The 20207-nt window shown below is 57.0% G+C and carries 19 protein-coding genes, 1 pseudogene and 1 riboswitch; of the genes and pseudogenes, 6 read left to right on the top strand and 14 right to left on the bottom strand.

Annotation, left to right across the window (positions count from 1 at the left end; translation table 11 throughout):
• The 7 genes and pseudogenes from IBX51_RS10795 to IBX51_RS10765 form a co-directional block, all read right to left on the bottom strand.
• Positions 1 to 449: pseudogene (locus IBX51_RS10795) on the bottom strand (nodulation protein NfeD); the annotation flags it as partial.
• Between the two features lie 22 nt (positions 450 to 471).
• Positions 472 to 1224 carry an SDR family oxidoreductase gene (locus IBX51_RS10790; protein ID WP_291831231.1) on the bottom strand — a complete coding sequence of 251 codons (753 nt, stop codon included), beginning with the start codon at positions 1222 to 1224 and terminating at the stop codon, positions 472 to 474.
• Between the two features lie 71 nt (positions 1225 to 1295).
• On the bottom strand, positions 1296 to 2306 hold the full coding sequence (locus IBX51_RS10785) for a L,D-transpeptidase family protein (protein ID WP_291831230.1): 1011 nt from the start codon (positions 2304 to 2306) through the stop codon (positions 1296 to 1298).
• 62 nt (positions 2307 to 2368) lie between these two features.
• Positions 2369 to 2938, bottom strand: coding sequence for a TMEM165/GDT1 family protein (locus tag IBX51_RS10780; protein ID WP_291831229.1), 570 nt, complete (start codon positions 2936 to 2938; stop codon positions 2369 to 2371).
• A gap of 85 nt (positions 2939 to 3023) precedes the next feature.
• Positions 3024 to 3125, bottom strand: a riboswitch (yybP-ykoY riboswitch).
• A 39-nt stretch (positions 3126 to 3164) separates the two neighbouring features.
• The gene (locus tag IBX51_RS10775; protein ID WP_291831228.1) at positions 3165 to 4556 is read right to left on the bottom strand and encodes an MDR family MFS transporter; all 1392 of its coding nucleotides are present in this window, start codon (positions 4554 to 4556) and stop codon (positions 3165 to 3167) included.
• 3 nt (positions 4557 to 4559) lie between these two features.
• Positions 4560 to 4985: a MarR family transcriptional regulator gene (locus IBX51_RS10770; RefSeq protein WP_291831227.1), complete on the bottom strand. Its 426-nt coding sequence runs from the start codon at positions 4983 to 4985 to the stop codon at positions 4560 to 4562.
• A gap of 162 nt (positions 4986 to 5147) precedes the next feature.
• Positions 5148 to 6431, bottom strand: coding sequence for an MFS transporter (locus tag IBX51_RS10765; protein ID WP_291831226.1), 1284 nt, complete (start codon positions 6429 to 6431; stop codon positions 5148 to 5150).
• 247 nt (positions 6432 to 6678) lie between these two features.
• On the opposite strand from IBX51_RS10765, the gene IBX51_RS10760 reads away from it, so the two are divergent.
• The 4 genes from IBX51_RS10760 to IBX51_RS10745 all read left to right on the top strand — a co-directional run bounded on the left by IBX51_RS10760 (position 6679) and on the right by IBX51_RS10745 (position 11545).
• Positions 6679 to 7581 (top strand): WYL domain-containing protein, encoded by a 903-nt coding sequence (locus IBX51_RS10760; RefSeq protein ID WP_291831224.1) that lies wholly within the window; start codon positions 6679 to 6681, stop codon positions 7579 to 7581.
• A 9-nt stretch (positions 7582 to 7590) separates the two neighbouring features.
• Positions 7591 to 9366: an ExeM/NucH family extracellular endonuclease gene (locus tag IBX51_RS10755; protein ID WP_291831222.1), complete on the top strand. Its 1776-nt coding sequence runs from the start codon at positions 7591 to 7593 to the stop codon at positions 9364 to 9366.
• Positions 9367 to 9472: 106 nt separating this feature from the next.
• Positions 9473 to 10360, top strand: coding sequence for an alpha/beta hydrolase (locus IBX51_RS10750; protein WP_291831221.1), 888 nt, complete (start codon positions 9473 to 9475; stop codon positions 10358 to 10360).
• 141 nt (positions 10361 to 10501) lie between these two features.
• Complete coding sequence (locus IBX51_RS10745; protein ID WP_291831220.1) at positions 10502 to 11545, top strand: AraC family transcriptional regulator; 1044 nt, start codon at positions 10502 to 10504, stop codon at positions 11543 to 11545.
• 1 nt (position 11546) lies between these two features.
• On the opposite strand, the gene queE is transcribed toward IBX51_RS10745, so the two are convergent.
• Together queE and queC are read right to left on the bottom strand one after the other, a co-directional pair.
• Positions 11547 to 12203 (bottom strand): 7-carboxy-7-deazaguanine synthase, encoded by a 657-nt coding sequence (queE, locus tag IBX51_RS10740; protein ID WP_291831218.1) that lies wholly within the window; start codon positions 12201 to 12203, stop codon positions 11547 to 11549.
• Positions 12203 to 12886 (bottom strand): 7-cyano-7-deazaguanine synthase QueC, encoded by a 684-nt coding sequence (gene queC / locus IBX51_RS10735; protein WP_291831217.1) that lies wholly within the window; start codon positions 12884 to 12886, stop codon positions 12203 to 12205. Before queC ends, queE begins: the two co-directional genes overlap by 1 nt.
• Positions 12887 to 13035: 149 nt before the next feature.
• Here queC and IBX51_RS10730 point away from each other — a divergent pair, with 149 nt between their 5' ends.
• Together IBX51_RS10730 and IBX51_RS10725 are read left to right on the top strand one after the other, a co-directional pair.
• Positions 13036 to 13548: a hypothetical protein gene (locus IBX51_RS10730; protein ID WP_291831216.1), complete on the top strand. Its 513-nt coding sequence runs from the start codon at positions 13036 to 13038 to the stop codon at positions 13546 to 13548.
• A gap of 454 nt (positions 13549 to 14002) precedes the next feature.
• Positions 14003 to 14275 carry a hypothetical protein gene (locus IBX51_RS10725; RefSeq protein ID WP_291831215.1) on the top strand — a complete coding sequence of 91 codons (273 nt, stop codon included), beginning with the start codon at positions 14003 to 14005 and terminating at the stop codon, positions 14273 to 14275.
• Positions 14276 to 14301: 26 nt separating this feature from the next.
• Here the strand turns inward: IBX51_RS10725 and IBX51_RS10720 are convergent, their stop codons facing one another.
• The 5 genes from IBX51_RS10720 to IBX51_RS10700 all read right to left on the bottom strand — a co-directional run.
• The gene (locus tag IBX51_RS10720) at positions 14302 to 14715 is read right to left on the bottom strand and encodes a response regulator (RefSeq protein WP_291831214.1); all 414 of its coding nucleotides are present in this window, start codon (positions 14713 to 14715) and stop codon (positions 14302 to 14304) included.
• Between the two features lie 69 nt (positions 14716 to 14784).
• Complete coding sequence (locus IBX51_RS10715; protein ID WP_291831233.1) at positions 14785 to 17916, bottom strand: hybrid sensor histidine kinase/response regulator; 3132 nt, start codon at positions 17914 to 17916, stop codon at positions 14785 to 14787.
• 81 nt (positions 17917 to 17997) lie between these two features.
• On the bottom strand, positions 17998 to 18225 hold the full coding sequence (locus IBX51_RS10710; protein WP_291831213.1) for a hypothetical protein: 228 nt from the start codon (positions 18223 to 18225) through the stop codon (positions 17998 to 18000).
• Positions 18226 to 18381: 156 nt separating this feature from the next.
• Positions 18382 to 19668, bottom strand: a complete 1287-nt coding sequence (locus IBX51_RS10705; RefSeq protein ID WP_291831212.1) for a serine hydrolase — start codon at positions 19666 to 19668, stop codon at positions 18382 to 18384.
• A 74-nt stretch (positions 19669 to 19742) separates the two neighbouring features.
• On the bottom strand, positions 19743 to 20207 hold a 465-nt coding region (locus IBX51_RS10700; protein WP_291831211.1), incomplete at its 5' end, for a GGDEF domain-containing protein.

Here is a 20207-nt window from a genome sequence, read left to right as displayed (position 1 = left end):
CCACCCATCTGCACCGGTGTCGCCGATCCCAGGTTGGTGGCGGGTGCCATGGCGGCGATGTGGCTACCGTAGAGGATGTAGGTGCCGGCACTGGCGGCTCTTGCACCCTGAGGGGATACGTACGTTGCAACGGGAACTTCAGAGGCGAGGATGGTTTTGATGATTTCTCGCATCGAGTCCATCAAACCGCCCGGTGTATCCATTTCCAGAATCACCAGTCCAGCATTTTCCTGCTGTGCCCGCTGGATACCTCGGGTCACGTAATCCATGGTAGCGGGGCCGATGGCACCCTCGACCGTCAGCACCAGAGCGTGGCGGGATTCGTTCTGCTGGGCAATGACCTGCCAGGACAGTCCGATCAGTCCCAGCAAGGCACCTGCCACAAAGATCAGCGACCAGAAATTAAGCCGGTTACTCTGGTTCCGGCGTTGGAGCGGGTGTGACTTCATAGCGACCTCCCGGGCAGGATGATCAGAACAGTTTGGCCAGAACAGACTCCGGCAAGCGCCTCACAATGAATCCGATCGGTGTCCAGGGCCAGCCGGGCACAAAACATTCGGCCTTGCCTGACTCAATCGCACGCACCATGGCACGGCAACCCGTCTGTGCATCCACAATAAACGGTGTGTTCTTTACCTTCTCATTTATCTCGGTCCGAATATAGCCGGGGTAGAGTGTCGTCACCCGGATCGGCGAGCGTCGCTTCTTGAGTTCGACGCGCAAACCTTCGCAAAGTGCTGCCAGCCCGGCTTTCGTAGCCGCATAGGTTGTAACGTTGCCCGGCATGCCACGCACCGCCGTTACTGAAGATACGGCAACCAAATGGCCGTGGTTCTGTGCCCGGAAGATTTCCATGGCCGACTCGATCTGCGCCAGAGCGGCAACAAAGTTGGTTTCTGCGGTTTGGAAGTTAGCGTCAAATCGCCCGGTGCCCAGAGGCTGCCCCTTGCCGATGCCGGCGTTGACGATAATGCGATCGAGTTGGCCAAACTCATCCCGGAACGCCCGGAAAACATCAGACACCTGTTGATGATTGTTCACATCGAGAGCGCGCACGCCGATGGTGATGTCTGGATGCTTCGCTTTCAGCTCCTCCCTGAGCGCTTCCAGGCGCTCGATACGGCGAGCACTCAGTGCCAGATGGTTGCCTTTGGCGGCAAATTCCCGGGCCATGCCTTCGCCCAGTCCTGAACTGGCCCCGGTAATCAGAATGGTGCGGCTCATGAGCACTCCTGCCTGTGGTTCTTATTATTGACTCTACGTCCATCAGAGTTCAGCAAACACCGGATTAAAGATCAAAAATACAACGTTTGCTCCGGCTCCGCCGCCTCTTCAGGGACACGTTCGCTTCGGGTTTGATCCGATGCCATTTGAGTCAGGCGCTCTCCGATCATGGTCGGAATGCCATCCGCCTGATCCACCACCAGCTCGATGGAGTGCCGCTGCATTTCCACATCGGGATGCTGCTGACGGAACGATTCCAGGCGTTCCAGTACCGCCTGCCAGAGCCGGTCCCGATCCTCGGGTGAGTAGTCTTCATGAGGGCGGTGCACCTCAAGCCAGACCTCGCCACCAGACAAACCTATTTTGACCGGCTCACGGACCACCTGAACGGAGGTGCCCTTCTGCACCTGGTACACAAAGCGTGAAATATCATCGTTGTACATGCGGAAACAACCGGCGCTGACCGGCATCCCGACACCAAAGCGCTTGTTGGTGCCGTGGATCAGATAGCCCTTTTCACTCAACATCAGTGCGTGCGTGCCCAAAGGATTGTCCGGCCCCGGGGGAATCATTCTTGGCAGGTATTCGCCAGACGCCTCATAAGATGCGCGAATACTCGCCGGCGGATACCAGGCCGGAGACTCCAGGGCCATGGTGACTTCTGCGTCGGTCAGGGGTGACGGGTTTTCTTCCCGGCCCACACCGACCGGGTACACCTGCACACCACCTTCGGTGTAATAATAGAGCCGGTACTCTGCAAGATTAATCACGATGCCTTCCCGCCGCGCATCGGGCAGCACGTACATTCGGGGCAAGGTGATGACACTGCCGTCGCCCGGCAGCCAGGGATCGACACCGGGGTTGGCCTTCACGAGCTCAAGGTAGCCCAGCGCAAGGTCACTGCCCAACTCCGCGAAGGTGTCCTCATAGCGGGTGGTATGTACCTGTAACTCACCGGCAAGATCCCCGTTCAGCGCAAACGTTGGCACTCTGGGAGCTCGATCATTCCCGGCAACTGCCAGTGATGACGTGGTGGTCGCCACCGCGAATACCAGAGAAACGGCACAGCGTTTTAAGTACATATCACTTTGATCCTATCCAAATTCTTCCAGAGCTTGACGTCTTACACAGACCGCGTTGGGGATCAGGAGTTCACCAGCGTTGTCCAGATCGTCACTAATGCCAGAACCGCAAACAAAACACTGGCACTGATCCGGGCAGTCGCCAGCGGCATCCGCTCCATCAACCAACTACCAGCCATGATAACCGGGATGTTCGCCAGCAACATCCCTACCGTCGTACCGATGATAACCCATATCGTTTCAGTATACTTTGCCGCCAGCACCACCGTGGCCACTTGGGTTTTGTCACCGATTTCCGCCAGAAAGAACATGACCGTCGTTGCACCAAAGGCACCCATTCCCAAAAACCGGGAGTCGGCGCTGTCGTCTTTATCCGGAATCAATAACCACAGGGCAATTGCAACAAAGCTGACCGCCAGGATCCAGGGCAGCCAGTTTTGCGGAATCCAGCTGGCAGCCCAGGCACCAAGCCAGGCTGATAACGCGTGATTTAGCAAGGTTGCAACCAGAATACCAAGAATGATCGGAGTTCGCTGCGCGTATCTGGCGATCAGGAAAAGCGAGAGAAGCTGGGTCTTGTCACCGATTTCAGCGATGGCGACCGCCAGGGTTGACGCGAGAAATGCATCCATTAGGAGAGACCTCAGGGCGGATTGATTCAGACGTGAGACAGCTCACCTTCCGCCCATTGGAGATGATCTGCCTCAGGTCTTGCCAATTCCACGTTTTTTGTGGAACACGGTAGCCATGGAGATTGAGCTCCAAGTATGTTGACTACCGTCCGCCCGGTCTCCCGGCGCGGAGGCTACTCCCCCGAAGTAGCGGCCATGATAGGTAAACGCCCTGACAATGGCAACATCAGGCTTTCATCTTCCAGACCGGAACAGCGGCGAGGGCGACAAACATGGCCACCAGCCACCAGGCAGAGGCAAATGCGCCGAACGTCGGCACTCCCGCCTGATGCTCCCCAAATTCAATCGTCAGGGCCACCAGATTGACCCCAAGTGCGCCACCCAGCTGTCGGGCAAAGTTAATGGTACTGGAGCCCGCTCCAAGCTGTTCGGGCGCAAGAGGGTTGAGTGCGCCGGTCGACAAGGCCGGTAACATGAAACCGATGCCGATCCGGCCCAGCACCGCCCAGAACGCCAACCAGCCAAAACCCGCATAGGCACCGGTCAGCGCGAACAACACAGCAGAAACAGCAAACACCGCAATGCCGAACAGCACCAAGCCCCGGGCACTGCGTTTGTCGGCCAACCTGCCGGCCAATGGAAACACAATGCCCAGGACCACACCGGCAGGCAACATCAGTAAGCCGGCTTCGGTTGCCGAGAAGCCGAGCGCCGTTTGAACAAACAACGGAATCAGATAGGTCGAACCAAACAGGGCAAAACCCAATGCCAAAGCGCCAAGGGTGGCATACAGGAAAACCGGCTGGCGCAGCAGCTGAAGATTAACCAGCGGATGCCTGGCCGAACGCTCACGCAGCACAAAGGCGACAAGAAAAACCAGCGACAACACGCACTGCAACAGAATCCGCCCCTCCTGACCGGCCCACAACTGCATACGAGTGAGCGTTTCCAGGGTCAGCGCAACGGTGGCTCCGAGCAAGACCAGGCCGATCAGATCAAACGGGTAATGAGCCGGACGCTTGCGCGGCAACGGCAAAAAACGCCAAGCCATCCAGACGCCCAACAAGGTCACCGGCGCCGGTGCATACATCACATAACGCCAGTTGAACTGATCCACCAGAAACCCGCCGAGCACCGGCCCCAGCGCGGGGGCCAGGATCACTCCCATGCCGTAAATGCCCATGACCTGGCCACGGCGCTCTGTCGGGAAAATCCGGAACACCAGGTACATACCCATAGGCTGCATGAGGCCAGCCATGGCACCTTGGCCGATGCGCGCAGCGATCAACTGCTCCGGGGTGTTGGCAAACCCGCCAATGATAGAGATAACGGTAAAAGCGGCCATGGCAACACCCAGGGTTTGGCGTACGCCAAACCGATCGAGCAACCAGGCAGACGCCAGCATGGTGGTAGTCATGGCAGCGATAAAACCCGTCGCCAGCCAATGTACCTGGCCCTGACCAATCCCGAACTCCTGCATGATGTCGTACAGGGCAACGTTGATCACCGTGGCACTGAGCACGGTCGCCATGGTGCCAAGCACCACGGTGATTACCGCAAGCCAGCGCCAGCGCTCGCCATAACGGGCAGTCAGGCCCTCAATCGAATTATTGTGCAATCGTTACTTCTGCTTTTCGGCGTTTTCCAGGATCTTGTGAAACACCTTGATTGCACACGCGATTTCCTTGTCTGATACCCCTTCAAGCATCTCTTCACGCAAGGTTTCTGCGCGCTCTGATAACTCATCCATGAACTCGGCCCCCGGCTTGGTCAGGTGCAGGCGACGGGCACGGCGATCGTTCGGGCATGCGCGCCGTTCAATCAGTCCTTGCTGCTCCAGGCTGTCCAGCAAGCGCACCAGAGTGGGGTTTTCAATGGCCATCAGGCTGGCAAGCTCTCTTTGAGTAAGCCCTTCTCCACCTTGCTGCAAATACACCATGGTGCTCCAGCGGGCCTGGGTGACCCCCAGGTCTTTCAGGCGCTCATCAAGCATTTTCCGCCAGCGGCGGGTAACACGGGCAACGGCAAACGGGAACTGATCTCTCATGGCTAAACACTCCTGTAGGTGATTCGGCATGGGACAAGCAAACGCCAACCCGAAAACCGACAAAAAACTTACCTTATTGGAAATTCACCAATAGTAAGCTAACCATTCAAATAAAAACAAATTTCAGGGTGGAAATAACATTGGGGAATACCGAGAGTTGCGTCAGCCAGCCTGACGCAACTCTTCCTGCATTTCTTCCACTTCTGCGGATTCGTGGAACTCGGTGTTGCGTGGATCCATTTCTGTCAGTACCGAAGACGTCTCAGGCATGGCCGGCACAAAGTGCTCCTGCTCAGCCACAGGTACATCATCGGTATGAGTAATGCGATAGCTGGTGATCGCCGCTAACAGCAGCAAGAAACCGGCATTGCCGTAGAACAGGCCCGCAGGGCCCAACTGGTTGATTAGCTCCGCCATGGCAATCGGGCCAATCACGCTACCGATGCCGTAACTCAGTAACAAGGTAGCACTGGCTGCAACAATGCGATTGCTTTCCATACGGTCGTTGGTGATCGCGACTGCAATTGGGTAAATCGTTGCCGACAAGCCCGTGAAAAGACCCACCAGCAGCGTCAACAGCGCCAGATTGGCGGCACCGGTAAACGCTACCGCTCCCGCAGAGCCCGCCCCGAACAACGCCACCCAGAACATCACCCGCCGACGATCAAAGCGGTCACACAACCGGCCCAATGGCCAGGCAAGTAACATTGCGGCAACGATGGCACTGGCCATGAACGTAGAGGTACGGGCAACGTCCAGTCCCACCATGGTCGCGTACACCGGACCAAGCGCATAAAACCCGCCGATAAGCACGCCGCAAATCAGCGCGCCGGCCACGCCGGTAAAGGATTCTCGCCCCAACTTGAAAAAAGACATCCGGGGCGACTGCTCAATAACCGGCGCTTCCATCCGGGTCAAAGACAACGGAATCAACGCCATCGTGAGCAGGATGGCAGCCAGCGAGAAGGGCAAAAAGCTGGTGGGGTCACCCACGTTCACGATCAGCTGACCGCCGGCCGCCGACAGATAAAATACAATCTGATAGACCGCAAACAGTGCGCCCCGGTTTGCATTAGTCGCCCGACTCGAAAACCAGCTCTCGATGACCACCAGAACACCGGCAATCGTAAAACCAGACAGCACTCGGAGCACTGCCCAGAAGACCATCGACAGGGCCATCGGGTACATCAGAGAAACCACCGCGGCCATGGCCGCGAACACCGCAAAGGCCCGAATATGACCAACCCGACCAATGATTTTGTGAACGTAGAGGGTGCCTAATACAAACCCGATGGAGTAGCACACCAGCACCCAGCCAATGACATTGGGCGAGACTTGCTCAATGCTGAGCCGAATACCCAACAGAGTCATCAAAAAGGCATTGCCACTGACCAGCAGTACGATGCTTAGAATAAGCGCCGAAAGGGAAGCGACCATTCGGGTCATGGATGACTCCGCAAGCTGGGTTACACCAGAGTGACGTAAAAAAAAGATAGCAACATTATGAGTTGCCTGCTGGCCGTTATTTAAACAGGCATGCTCAGGCGACACCACTAGGGACTTGCCGAGACCTGGAATCCCTTAATGGCGCGCCGTTTCACACTATTTTACATTAATGTGCCGTAACAGAACCGGATCACCGTAGCGGGTACCATAAACTCCAAGCTACCTATTGGACCGTGAGCGCCTGGTTATGAAGAAAACGGACTGGCCCATTCGCTGGGATTTACTGCTTCGCTATCGCCTGATCGAAATCGTCGCACTCTGGGAAGGTCGACTGACCACTAACCATATCTGCCACAGTTTCGGCATTGGTCGCCAGCAGGCATCCAAGGACATCAACACCTACCTGCGAGAACTTGCGCCAGGCAACCTGATTTATGACCGGCACCTGAAAGGCTACGTCCCCTCAGACAACTTTGCACCCGTGGTCACACGCGGCCAGGTTAGTGAATACCAGGAGCTGCTTTCTCGCCAGCAGAACCTCAGCGACACCTTTGCAGATCTGGAACTGAGTTTGCCCGGGAACACGGTCATACCGGAGCCGGCCCGACGAATTGCGCCACAAACAATGCGAGCCGTTGTAGCCGCCACCCGCTATCACCGCCAACTGAGGGCCAGCTACGTTTCTTTGAGCAGGCCAGAGGCTGCAGACAGTATCCTGGAGCCTCACTCGCTGGTGTGTTCCGGTAACAGTTGGCACATGCGGGCCTGGTGCAGTGCCAACCGCGAGTTCCGGGATTTTGCCCTGAGCCGTCTTCAAGGCCAACCCGAAGCCCTGCGCCAGAAATCCCGGCACTCGGCGCAGCAGGATGAGGACTGGCAACGGCTGGTCACCCTTCAGATTACACCCGATCAGCGACTGACCGAGGCCCAGCAAACTATCATTGCCAACGACTACGGCATGCAGCACGGTAAACTTGCCATCGAGACCCGTGCTGCGCTGGCGCCTTATGTGCTGTCCAGGCTTGGCATTACCTTTGAGAACAACCACCCAGACCCCCTGATACAACAGCTGGAACTGGCTAACCCGGATCAGTTGGGCTTCGGCAGCAAGCGTGAACAAGCGCTCAAAGCGGTGGCCGGTCTCTGCTAGACTGCGCGGGTGACTAAACCTTCTGTTAATACTCTGCTTGCCATTTTCAGCCTGCTGCTGGGTGCCGGTCTCCCCGGCCAGGCAGCCGCTGAGGTTTGCGGTGCGCCAGCCACAGCTATCCATCAAATACAGGGCAGCGGCCCAGCGTCTCCTCTGACCGGGCAAAAAGTGACCGTCGAAGGCATCCTCACCCAGGACAGCCGACACCCTGGCGGCTTTGGCGGATTTTATCTACAACAAGCCGATGCCGAAACGGATCAGAACCCTGCCACCTCCGAAGCTCTTTTTATCTACACTCGCCTGGGCAAAGGCAAACCGGGCCAACGGCTCAGGCTCAGCGGTACCGTCAAGGAGTATCACGGTCTCACCGAGCTGGTCGACATTCGTACCCTGAAGGTTTGCGGCGATGCTCCGCTGCCAGCCCCCATCGACGTGTCATTACCCTGGTCGCAGCCACCGGAAAGCCTTGAGAATATGCGGGTAAGGTTTACTGGTCCGCTAACGGTGATCGATCACTACAACCTGACGGTATTTGGCGAGCTGACACTGGCCGCGACCGACCAGGTCACGCCCACCGAGTACCTGCCGCCAGGTAAAAAGGCCGCTCGCCAGCGTCAGCAAAATCATCAGCACCGGGTAGTCCTGGACGACGGCAAAGCGGTACGCAATCCGGACCCCGTGCCCTGGCCGCCGGCGGGCCTGGCACACCCAAACACGGTACGGGCAGGTGACACCGTTGCCGGGATCGAGGGCGTGCTGGATTTCCGCTTTGGCCAATGGCGTGTTCAGCCATCCAGCCAACCCAGTTTCAAACGTGTGAATGCACGTCCACAGCCGCCCGCCAGGGCACCCAAGCCCAGCTATCGGGTAATGACCCTGAACCTGGAGAATTACTTCAACGGAGACGGTCAAGGCGGCGGATTTCCAACAGCCCGGGGCGCAGCAAACCGCTCCGCGTTCCAACAGCAGAGTCAGCGATTGGTAGCGGCCATCCTTGAACCTGACCCGGACATTCTCGCCGTTACCGAAATGGAAAATGACGGCTATGGTCCCCACAGCGCCCTGGCCGAACTGACCAGACAGCTGGGTGCTGACTGGGCCTTCATCGCAACCCCGGGGCGTGATGGCAGTGATGCCATCCGTAACGCTGTTCTGTATCGGTCAGATCGGGTAATTCCGATCGGTGATGCAAACCGGCCAGATACAGGACGCGCCAGCAACCTGGGCAGGCCACCAATAGCCCAGGTTTTTCACTTTCCAGGCCACAGTCACACCGTGAGAGTGGTCGTTGCACACTTGAAATCGAAATCCTGTCGCAACGCCCATGGTGCCGACTCAGATCAGAACGATGGTCAGGGCTGCTTTAACCATCAGCGAACCCAGTCTGCCAAAGCCATGCTCGACTGGCTCAACTCCTTGCCACCACCAGAGGGCTTTGCCGGCAACCTGATCACTGGCGATCTTAACAGCTACGCCAAAGAAGATCCGATACAGGTCCTGGTTGATGGCGGTTACACCAGTCTGGTGCACCATTTTCACCCTTGCGACGGCGAGCGCTGTAACCACCACAGTTATCGTTATCGGGGCGAAAAGGGATCGCTGGATTATGCACTGGCCTCGGGCACGCTGACGCCCAATGTGCAGAACGCACAAAGCTGGAATATTAATGCCGATGAGCCCAGGGCCCTGGGCTATGGCCAAGCACACGGACACTCGGTGCGCGGTCCCTGGCGATCCTCCGATCACAACCCGGTGATTACAGATCTGAACTTTCAAACACCCTGACGCTGGTTGCCCCGCAGACGGCAGATTCAGGCGACAAGGCAATAGCCCTCGGCAGCCAGCCCGCTACAATTAGCGTCGGATTCACTGTCACGAGGTTGTCGCGTTCATGAAAGTACCCACGCCAAATTTCTGGCCTGCAGCCCGTACCGGACAGCGCTGGCTGCTCCGTGCCCGCCGGCGGCAAGCGTTTGTCGACGGCCATAACATGGTCTTTCTGGAACGCGGCCAACCGGCACCTGGCCGGCCAACCCTGGTATTGATTCACGGCTTTGCCTCGATGAAAGAGAACTGGGCGCTCTGGATGCAGAAGCTGCCTGCTGACTGGCATATTCTGGTGCCGGACGTTCCTGGCCTTGGTGAAAGCCAATACCACCCAGACGCCTGCTACCGTTACGAGAGCCAGGCACAACGACTGAGTGACTGGCTGTCGGGATTCCAGACAGACAATCTGCACGTTGCCGGCAGCTCCATGGGTGGCGCCATCGCCGCAGTACTGGCCCACAAGCTCGAACGGTCACCGCGCACCGTCACGCTGCTCAACAGTGCCGGCATTCCCGAGCACGCCGATGTCGATATTGATGCGCCCTTCAAATCTGATCGGGATGCCCTGCTTATTCCCCATGACTGGGCCGGGGTATACCGCATGTTCAACAGCGTCGGCTCAGGCAAACCAACGCTACCCGGGCTTGCCATGACCGGATTGCTTGGCCCGGATCTGCTGCAGCGCCGGGCATCCCTGCGGCATATCTTCGACGACATGCTGGCCGACGCCCTGGCGCCCGCCAGATATCTGAGCCCGGAGTCACCACCGCTTCAGGTGCAATGGGGTGATCGCGACGTCATCACGCCCACCCGCTGTGTCGACTGGTTCAAAACCGCCACGCCCGATGCTGAACTGCATGTGTTTCGTGGCGTTGGTCACTTGCCGATGCTTGAAAACCCCGGCCACTCTGCCAAGGTTCTGGAAACCTTCATCCGCCGTCACAGTCACTGACGGCGTGGGCCAGACAACTTGAATTGGCCTCTCTGGCCCGTTGACCCGTCAATCAAGTCATGGGGCTGATGGGATCAACGAGTCATAATCGACAGGGCTGACACTCTTACATAACAAAAAATGTTGCTCACGAGGAAACCCATGCGCGCCTCCGTTTCTACCGCACAGGATCTGGGCATGCCGGCCATCTACCTGCATACCCTGGCCGAAGTTCTACACACCATCGGTATCGACGAACGGGATCTGATCCACCGGGTCGGCCTGGACCCATCCCGTCTGAATTCCACGGAGTTGCGGGTCAGCCAAGCCCAGGCCAGCGAGTTCGTCACCCGGGCCATCATCGAAAGCGGCGAACCCGGCCTCGGCATCATGCTCGCACAGGAGCTCAGGCTTCCACTGCACGGAGCCTTGGGCACCGCAGTGATGAGCAGCAGAACTCTGGAAGAAGCACTGGGGCTGATGACACGGTACCTGACACTGCGGGCACCTCACCTGCAAGTCCACAAACACATCTCGGGGCAGAATGCCTGGTACAACGTGACCTGCGATATCGAACTCGGACCTCTGCAAGGCTTCGTTCTGGATGCCGTCTTGTTCGGTTGCGTCACTATGGGCGCACAATTAACCGGGGCCATGGTATCGGGCACCCGAGTGATCCGGCGCGGGCCAGAACCCAACCACTTTCACCGCTTCCGCACTCAGATTGGGGTGCCGGTCGAGTACGGTGCCACAGAGAATGCCCTGGTCATCCCGGTAAGTCAGCTAGGCCTGCCCGTACGATTCAGTGACGATCAGCTTGCCATCAGCGCCCGGGCTCAATGCGAAGAAGCGCTGAAACAACTACGTGAGGATGCAGGCTTTGCCTGCCGGGTTCGCCGGGTCATCGAAACCAGTCATCCATTCCCCCCCAAACTGGCACGGGTGGCCGCCACCCTGTTTGTCTCCGAACGCACACTCAAACGCCGACTGCAGGAAGAACACGCCAGCTTTCAAAACCTTGTTGACGAAGTTCGTCTGGAGCGAGCCAGAGAACTGCTGGAACATACCGGCATGAACCTGAGCCAAATTGCCGATGCACTGGGGTACGCGGATGCGGCCAACTTTACCCGCGCCTTCAAGCGCTGGACTGGCCTTAGCCCCAGTCACTTCCGCACCAAAGAGGCTGCCCTGCGCAAGACTGCCTGAGTCAGTCGATGCCCAGAATTTTGTGCATTTGCAACGTCAGGCGCCACTGTGGATGCGCCAGGCAGTATTCGGTAGCCTTACGGGTGTTGCTCTGCTTGACCGGATCGGCATTCTGCTCCGGGATTGAAGGCGACGCCATCGGGGACAGGAAATAGTGGTGGGCGCGAATGCCCAGAAACCGCTCCGGCGGTGCCAAAGGTTGCGGATACACTAACTTTAACTCATCGCATTCGGTGATCACGACCTCAGCATTGGCTTTAGGGCTTACGCAGAGCCAGTCAATGCCCTCAGGAGCGGCCAGGGTGCCGTTGGTCTCCACGCCAATTTCAAAGCCTGCGGCATGCAACGCGTCGATCAATGGCCTGTCCAGTTGCAGCAGAGGCTCACCACCCGTGCACACAACATAGGGCGCGCCCGGCGCATCCGGCCACAGACTCCGGATATGAGCCGCCAGGGTTTCGGCGGTGTCAAAGCGCCCGCCATTCTGGCCATCAGTGCCGACAAAATCCGTATCACAAAAGTCGCAGACCGCATTGGCGCGGTCTTTTTCACGCCCGGTCCACAGATTGCATTTGCTGAACCGACAGAACACCGCAGCGCGACCGGCCTGAGCCCCCTCGCCCTGCAGGGTATAGAATGCTTCTTTAACTCGATACATCAGGCGTTACTCTTATCAACATTATGCGGTTCGTAAGGCAACGGATCTTCAAGGCCGTGACTGGCGAACGCTTCAAGTCGTTCCACGCAAGACCCACAAACACCGCACGCCCGTTCACGACCGTTATAGCAGGTCCAGGTCTGGCCGTAGTCCAAACCGAGCTTGAGGCCTTCCCCAAGAATCCCACCTTTGTCGAGTTTCATGAACGGAGCCTCAATTCCGACCGGATCGTAGTTGGCGATCCGACACACCGCGTCCATCTTTTCCACAAACTCCGGGCGGCAATCCGGGTAAATTGCATGATCGCCGCCATGAGCACCATACCAGACCGATTGCGCCCTGACCGTAACCGCATACCCGGTTGCCAGGGACAACAGGATCATATTTCGATTAGGCACGACGGTCGACTTCATGCTGTCTTCCTGATAATGCCCCTCAGGAATATCCATGTCCGAGGTCAACGATGATCCCGCCATAACCTCGCTCATGGCACGGATATCAATCACCTTATGCGGAATACTTTGTGCCTGACACACCGCCCTGGCCGCTTCAAGCTCACGGACATGACGCTGGCCATAGTTGAATGACAGCGCGTGAACATTGTAGCCCCGCGCCCGGGCCAGGTGGAGCAGGGTAAAAGAATCCATACCTCCGGAGTAAATAACGACAACAGTGTCAGTCATGGGGCGTTCACCAGAATAGAAGGGGATTTGTCATCAGGCTTTTACAAAGCGTGGCCATATTGTAACAGCGCCGCACGCTCTTGGGTTCGCGTCTGAACCGGATCGGGGGTAAACTCGCAGGAAAACGACAATGACCCTACGTTGATTCAATGACTTCAGACAGCAGCCCGGCATTCATTGATTTTGAAGCCTCCAGCCTAGACCTGATCGCAAGCTACCCGATTGAGGTGGGCGTTTGTCTGCCCGACGGCACTCTACACAGCTGGCTGATTTGCCCTCATGTGCTCTGGCAGGACTGGTCCGAGAGCGCCGAAACCATCCACGGCATCTCCCGATCTCGGCTTGAGCGCGAAGGCATACCGGTCAGGGAGGTTGCAACCCAATTGAACAAGCTGCAGCTAGACCAGGTGTTCTGTGACGCCTGGACCTTCGACAGTTTCTGGTTGCACCGTCTGTTCCGGGCCGCAGGGCAAACCCCTTCGTTCCAGCTTGAATCCGTATCGATGCTGCTTGATCCGGGGCAGGTAAGGCAGTGGGCGGGCATCCGGCAACAGGTTATCGCGGATCTTGGCCTGCCCGTACACCGGGCTGCCAACGATGCCCTGATTCTCCACAAGACCTGGGAAAGAGTGATTTGCCAGGGCGAAACCGCTGCGCAATAACCTTTGGGCCACCACCGGATTATGGGCAAAAAAAACGCAACCCATGGGCTGCGTAGAAAGGAGAGATCCATTCGGTGCCTGAAAAACAAGCACCGTGGATTGCACAACGTAAAAACACGTGACGAAATAAAGTATGCCGGCGGCTACCCGGAGCGTCTGTACGGGTTTGCCGAAGCGCTCGTACTATTGCAAACCGCCCAATAGCCGATACACTGATGGCGAATCAAACTCAAAGAGCCGACATGATCCGAATGATAACCGAAAACACCATTTACTCAGTCGCCTACTGCCAACAAGGGCAGTTGGTGTGTGCCATGGTGAAAGACATCTAACGGCTTTCGGTCAGTCCCCGGGAGCCAGTGCGGTAACCGGGGCAGCTTCTCTGCCAGACCCCGGTTGCCTCAGGCCCCGGGGTTTTCTGTTTTTGCAGGCGCAAAACGATAAGGAGAAGATCATGAGAAGACATCCAACTACCCGGGCCGCCAACCAGCCGATGGCTAACCGTCAGGCTCCGATCAAACGCCCGGAAAAGTTGCCGCTACTGGATGCCATTTGCAAGAAACTGAATCAGCGCGTCAATCTGGACGATGAACCCCGGGTGCTGGGCCTGTACGAACGGGGCTGGATCTTCAAAGGTGTGCTGAGCAATCTGGACGGCTCAGAAGCTCGATACGTTCGGGCACTGGCCACTCGCCATAACTCGTGGATCGCGCGCCAGGTGGCTTGATCCTCAATAGCCAAACGCTGAACCGGTCAATGGCGACGGTTCAGCGCTTGAATCATGGCCAGATCACCACCACGAACCATCGCATAATTGTTGACCACATCGAGAATCTTTTCCTGCGAATAGGGCTTGACCACGTAGCCGTTGGCGCCTGCACTGATCGCTCGCTGAATGCTTTCGATGGAGTCATCCGCCGTCACCAAAACGATATGCTGGTTTTCCCGGACCTGCTTGAAGCGGGTCATCAGGTCATGACCGTTGCCGTCCGGCAAACCCAGATCGAGCAGAATGATCTGATATTCACTGGCCTCAAATGCCGCCCGAGCAGACGCCGCATCGCCACATTCAGACACCCGCGTTGCACCTGCTTTGTAGAGCATGTTTACCAGTCGTTCGCGCATCAGCGGCTCATCTTCCACGACCAATACTTTCAAGTCCGTCATCTTCTTTTCTCCCGTATATTTCGGCCCGGTCAGTCAGTGCCCTGACCTGTTTTCACCAGGATGTTAGCGTCACTCAATGGCCTGTCCCTGTATTGATCCCCGCTGGCCAGGAGCACTCTGAAGGGCTCTTTCTACCATGTCATCAAGCGTGTTCAACGTGTTGCCAATGTCGGACCAGTCCGGCTGTTGCTCTTTCAACTGAGCTTCAAGAACCGCCGCCTGACGCGTCATGAGCGGGTAACCCATAGCCCCAGCCGTGCCTTTGATCTGATGGCTGTGCCGCGTCAATGCGGCCAGGTCCCGGGCATGAAACGCCTGGCGCAACTGCTCACGCCGGCTACCCAGGCTTTCCAGAAAACGGGGCACCAGCTGAGCGATCTCCTCATCGGTCTCACCCGCATCCGCTCCTGCCGTCAGATAGCGCGCCAGTGTCGCCTTCAAGCAGCTCTGATCCGGCGGCTTGCCTATTACTCCGTCACAGCCTGCGGCAAGCATGACGTCATCGTCTGACCGGTCTCCGGTGGTGAACGCAATGATTGGACGACGAAATCCGGCCTGGCGCAACAGCCGGGTTGCCGCCACACCATCCATTTCTGGCATATGGCGATCCATCAGAACCAGATGCACGGTATTCGCAAGGGCCTGACGAACAGCCTGGTCACCACTGGCCACCGTCAGCGGCTCAACACCGTAGCACCGGAGCATGCGCTCAACGAGTGCTCGGTTGCCATCATCCTCTGCCGCAATCAACACATTGCCACAGTACCGGCAGTGATTCCCTTTGCTGACGTTCTCGCCAACCTCCAGGTATCTGGCCAGCACCTCATAGAAACGTTGTTTATCGATGGGCTTGGCCAAGTGTTCGGTAAAGCCCGCCATCCGGTAGTCGGCGATATCCTCGGTCATCACGTTGGCGGTCAGGGCAATAACAGGGGTGCTCACCCCGGCTTCCCGCAAAGCGACGGTGGCATCCCGGCCATTCATCACCGGCATCTGGATATCCATCAGAATCACATCAAAACGCTCACGGCTGGCCAATTCGAGTGCTTCGGCACCGTTACTCACGTGCACCAGTTCAGCACCGGTACGAGCCACCAGCAAAGCCACCAGTCGACGATTTACATCGTTGTCTTCAGCGCACAGAATCCGCCCTTTGAGTGCTGGCGCCACAACAACCGGAATACCTCGACGGCGCTGACGGAGTTCAGAGGTGTCACGCAGGAACCGGACCCCATCAAGGCGTCCGGTATGGATCGAGACCTCAAATTCACTGCCTTCCCCGTAAGTGCTCGACACCCGGATATTGCCACCGAGCAGCTCTGCTAACCGCCGTGAAATGCTCAAGCCAAGCCCGGTACCACCGTATTGCCTGGAAATGGCCGCACTGGCTTGCGCAAACGGGTCAAACAATCGTTCCAGCTGTTCCGGCTTCATGCCGATACCGGTATCCACCACTCGGGCGAACAGAGTTTCAGATTCGCGGTCACACCAGAAGGTCAGTGCAATCGAACCTTTTTCAGTAAATTTGAGGGCATTTCCACAAACATTGATGAGGATCTGACGAAACCGGGTCGGATCGGTCAGGACTTGCTCTGGTAGCGGGAAATCACAGTTAATGCTGAAGCCCAGGCCCTTGTCCCGGGCGCGGGGTTCAAAAAACGCGCGAACTTCGTCCAGCAGATCCGGTAACCAAACCGGAACCACCTCTACATCGAGTTTGTTGGCGTCGATTTTCGAGTGGTCCAGAATATCGTTGACCAGCTCCAGCAGGTGGCGACCGCTGCGAACCACAGTCTCGGCACTGCTGCGCTTTTCTCGTTCACTCAGGTCCGGGTCCAGCAAGGTTTCGCCATAGCCGATAATAGCGGCCAGCGGTGTCCGGATTTCGTGGCTCATGTTTGCCAGAAACTGGCTTTTGGCCTGTACGGAGTGTTTCGCCAGCTCCTTCTCCAGCCGTTCCTGCTCCCAACGCTGAAGGTTGGCCAGGGCACGCTGATTCCAGGCCAACGCCTCACCCTGGACTTGCTTGATACGATCGGCCAGGGCAAACGAAAACAGGATAATCTGCGCGGTCAGACCAAACTGCGGTGCATAAGTTGTAAAGGTGTTCAACGGAACATAGCCCATCACAGTCAGCGCATAGATACCAAACCCGATCAACGCCAGGGTCCAGGCGAAGAAATAAGACCGTGCCGCCGGGTTGTAGTAACGCCAGGACAGATAGCTGACCACGATCAGAATCATACTCAGCAAAATGGAGCCAATGACGATCCATTCCATCGCCACGATGTAAGGCATAAAAAACGACAACACGAAGGCAGCCGCCACCGAGTAGAGGCACAGCAGAATCACATAATCGAGATCTGGCGATCGCTCGCGGGTTTCCAGCAGCGACCTGGCCATCAGCAAGCCGAAAAACCAGGTCAGAATGATCTGGAAGTGCAGGTAGGACTTATCCAGAATCGCCGGGCGACTCTCCAGAAGCTGCGCACCGTGAACCTGTTCGGTGGCAATAAAAATGGAGGCGCAGACGAGATACAGTACGTAATAGATGTTACTGCGTTCCCGGACCGACACCGCCACAAAAAGATTGTAGGCCAGAATCGCAAGAATGGCGCCCAGCAGCACACCACGGACCGCTTCATCAATCGATACTTTTTCAATATAGCTGTCGAGTTGCCAAAGCGTGATCGGTAACCGGAAAGCATTGGTGTTGGTTACCCGCAAGAACACTGTGGTGGTGGTCTCAGGCAGTAACTGCAAACGAAAGACCGGATTGGGTACCGCCAGATCCCGGTCGCCCCAGTTGTCCAGATAGCCCGCCCGGCGCTGGTCTACCAGTTGACCATCACGCACCAGGTAAAGCCTGACATCGTCCACCAGTGGGAGTGCCAGTTCCAGTATCCAGCTGTTGGTAGTATCAATGGCGCGGGCGTTCAGCTCGAAGCGAACCCAATAAGCTGACTTCGTATAGCCGAAATTCAACACCCCGGTGTGATGCCGGGTGAACTGTTGTTCAGGCAGTGCCAGCATGTCACTCATCGACAGTTGATGACCGGCGTCTTCCAGATACCAAAGACAGCCATCAAAATGTTGGATGCTGGTGGTGGTGCTATCAAGCACCACGGCCCCGCTTGCACAGGCACTTTTTGCCTGCGCCAGGGACGGCAAAGCAACAAAAACCAGCACCAGGACGAGCATCGCCACCCAGGCCGAGGTTTCTACAAACCGTTGCTGCAAAATATGATCTCCGCGCGGGTAGCCACGCGCTTTAAATTCTGATTACAAATCCCAGTTCTGCAGAAACCCCTTCTTTCGACTGATCATCCGCTCGTAGGTCGAGATCATGATCGCCGCATGGGGAGATTTGGTAAGCCTTAGGGTTTCAATGCGGCGTTCAAGCCGCTGAACCTCATCACAAACCTGTTGCTGCACGTGAACACGCACGCTGTCGTGTTGGTCCAACTTAACGCGTCGCAAATAAGGGGGGGGAAGTTCGGATCTGTTCATAGCGCCTCATCCTTTGAGCCTGGTACATATTCCATTTTGCGGGATTCTGCCGAACGGTCAGACAAAGTGCAATTATAATGAACAAGGTTTCACTTTTTTCTGACTAAAGCCCCGGCTACCCCGCCTGGCGGAGGGTGCCGGGGCCCACCAAAACCCTCAGGCGGCCACCAGCCGCCGTTTGTTTTCTGGCAATACCGGAAACTGCCGGCACACAGTATAGACAAACTTGGCGAGCGCGGGTAAGTGATGCCCGACAATCGGAAAGCCGGTATTTAACAGGCTGACCGATATATCTCTGGCAGGATCGGCCCAGCAAAACTTGTTGATAAGGCCAACATGACCGAAGGCATAGCGGCTCTGCTGCCCCCACAATCCAACCGGATTACCCCCCAGCATCATGCCGGCACTAAAGCGCATTGGGATCATCATAGTCCGGTCGATCTGCAAAGATCCGAATTGCTGAATCGCACGGCGAACGGTCAACTCACTGCAAATACGCTGACCATTCCAGACGCCCCCGTTAAGCATCATCTGGAAGAAACGGCCCATTTCCTCTGCGGTGCCGCACAGATTGCCGGCCGGTATGACCGCCTCCTGAAAGCGGGCGTCGTTGGTCACCGTTTGCACCGTGCCAATATCACCACCCAGCGCCCTGCTCACAATCCAGGACAGGGGAAACACCGGAGTCGGGCCGGTGGCATAATTACTCGCGAGTTCGTTCAGATGCTCCGGCGCAATACCGTAGGTAAACCACTTCATACCCATGGGTACCCGCAGATAACGGTCGAGGAAGTTCTCAATGGTATCGCCAGTGACTTTCTCCAGCACCCGCTGCAACACGTATCCGCCGGTAATAGCATGATAAGCGACCTTGGCACCGTCAACCTCGACCGGTTTAGCCTCACACAGCAGTCGCCAGATTTCGTCCCGCTCCCAAAGCACATCAATTGGCGTTTCTCTTGGGATGGCGGGAATGCCACCTCGATGAGACAGAATCTGGTGTACCGTGATCGTGCGCTTGCCGTTTTTCCTGAACTCCGGACAGTAATACGACACCGGGTCCATCAGGTTAACGAGGCCTTGCTCTGCCAGCATGTGCATCAACAGTGCCGTGACCGCTTTCGATGCGGAAAAATAGCAGATCGGCGTGTCTGTGGTCATGGGTATTTTGGGCAGCGCCGGCGGATCATGCGGGCCGTTGCCGCTGGTGTGGCCGATGGCCCGGTGCAATACCTGCTCACCACCGTATCGCACCGACAGCTGAATACCCGGGTGTACGCCGGTTCTGTACAAGCCCTCAACACTGCGCCATACGGACTCCACTGCGCGTTCCGACAAACCAACCCGATCAGGGTGCTCTGTCTCAGAGTTGCGGAAAGTGACCGACGCAAGATCCTCAGGAACCTTACAAGTGTGCAATGCACGACGGGCGAGTGAATGCATAACGAGCGCCTTCTTTCATTGTTGGTTGCTGACCCTCTCGGGCCAATCGCTCGAGCAACTAAGGCCGGCGATCATCAGTCCTCATTATGAACCGGCTGAAACGGCTGTGCCATGACCACACAGTTCCGACCCTGCATTTTGGCCTGATACATCGCCTTGTCGGCTGCAATGCAAAGCGTATCAAGACTGTGGCCATGGATTGGAAACACTGCCACACCAATACTGATGGTCAAGGGGATTGAATGGCCTGAATCCAACATGACTGGCTTTTGGGATACGCGCTGACGCAGGCGCTCAGCCATATCCCGAGCCTCGTCGATGTCCATCTCAGGCAGCACAATCACTAATTCCTCACCACCAAAACGCCCGACCGCATCCACACTGCGAACACTGTTCTGCAAGGTTCGACTGACCGAACACAACACCGCATCGCCGGCAGCATGACCCCAGCTATCGTTCACGGCCTTAAAATGGTCAAAATCGATCCACACCAGGGCCAGCGGACGCTCGTATCTTCGAGCCCTCTTCAGCTCTTCATC

Origin of the sequence: Marinobacter sp., assembly GCF_014859525.1 — a bacterium.
Classification (GTDB): Bacteria; Pseudomonadota; Gammaproteobacteria; order Pseudomonadales; family Oleiphilaceae; genus Marinobacter.
The sequence above is the reverse complement of the archived record's forward strand: the minus strand, read 5'-3'. Positions and strand labels throughout refer to the sequence as shown.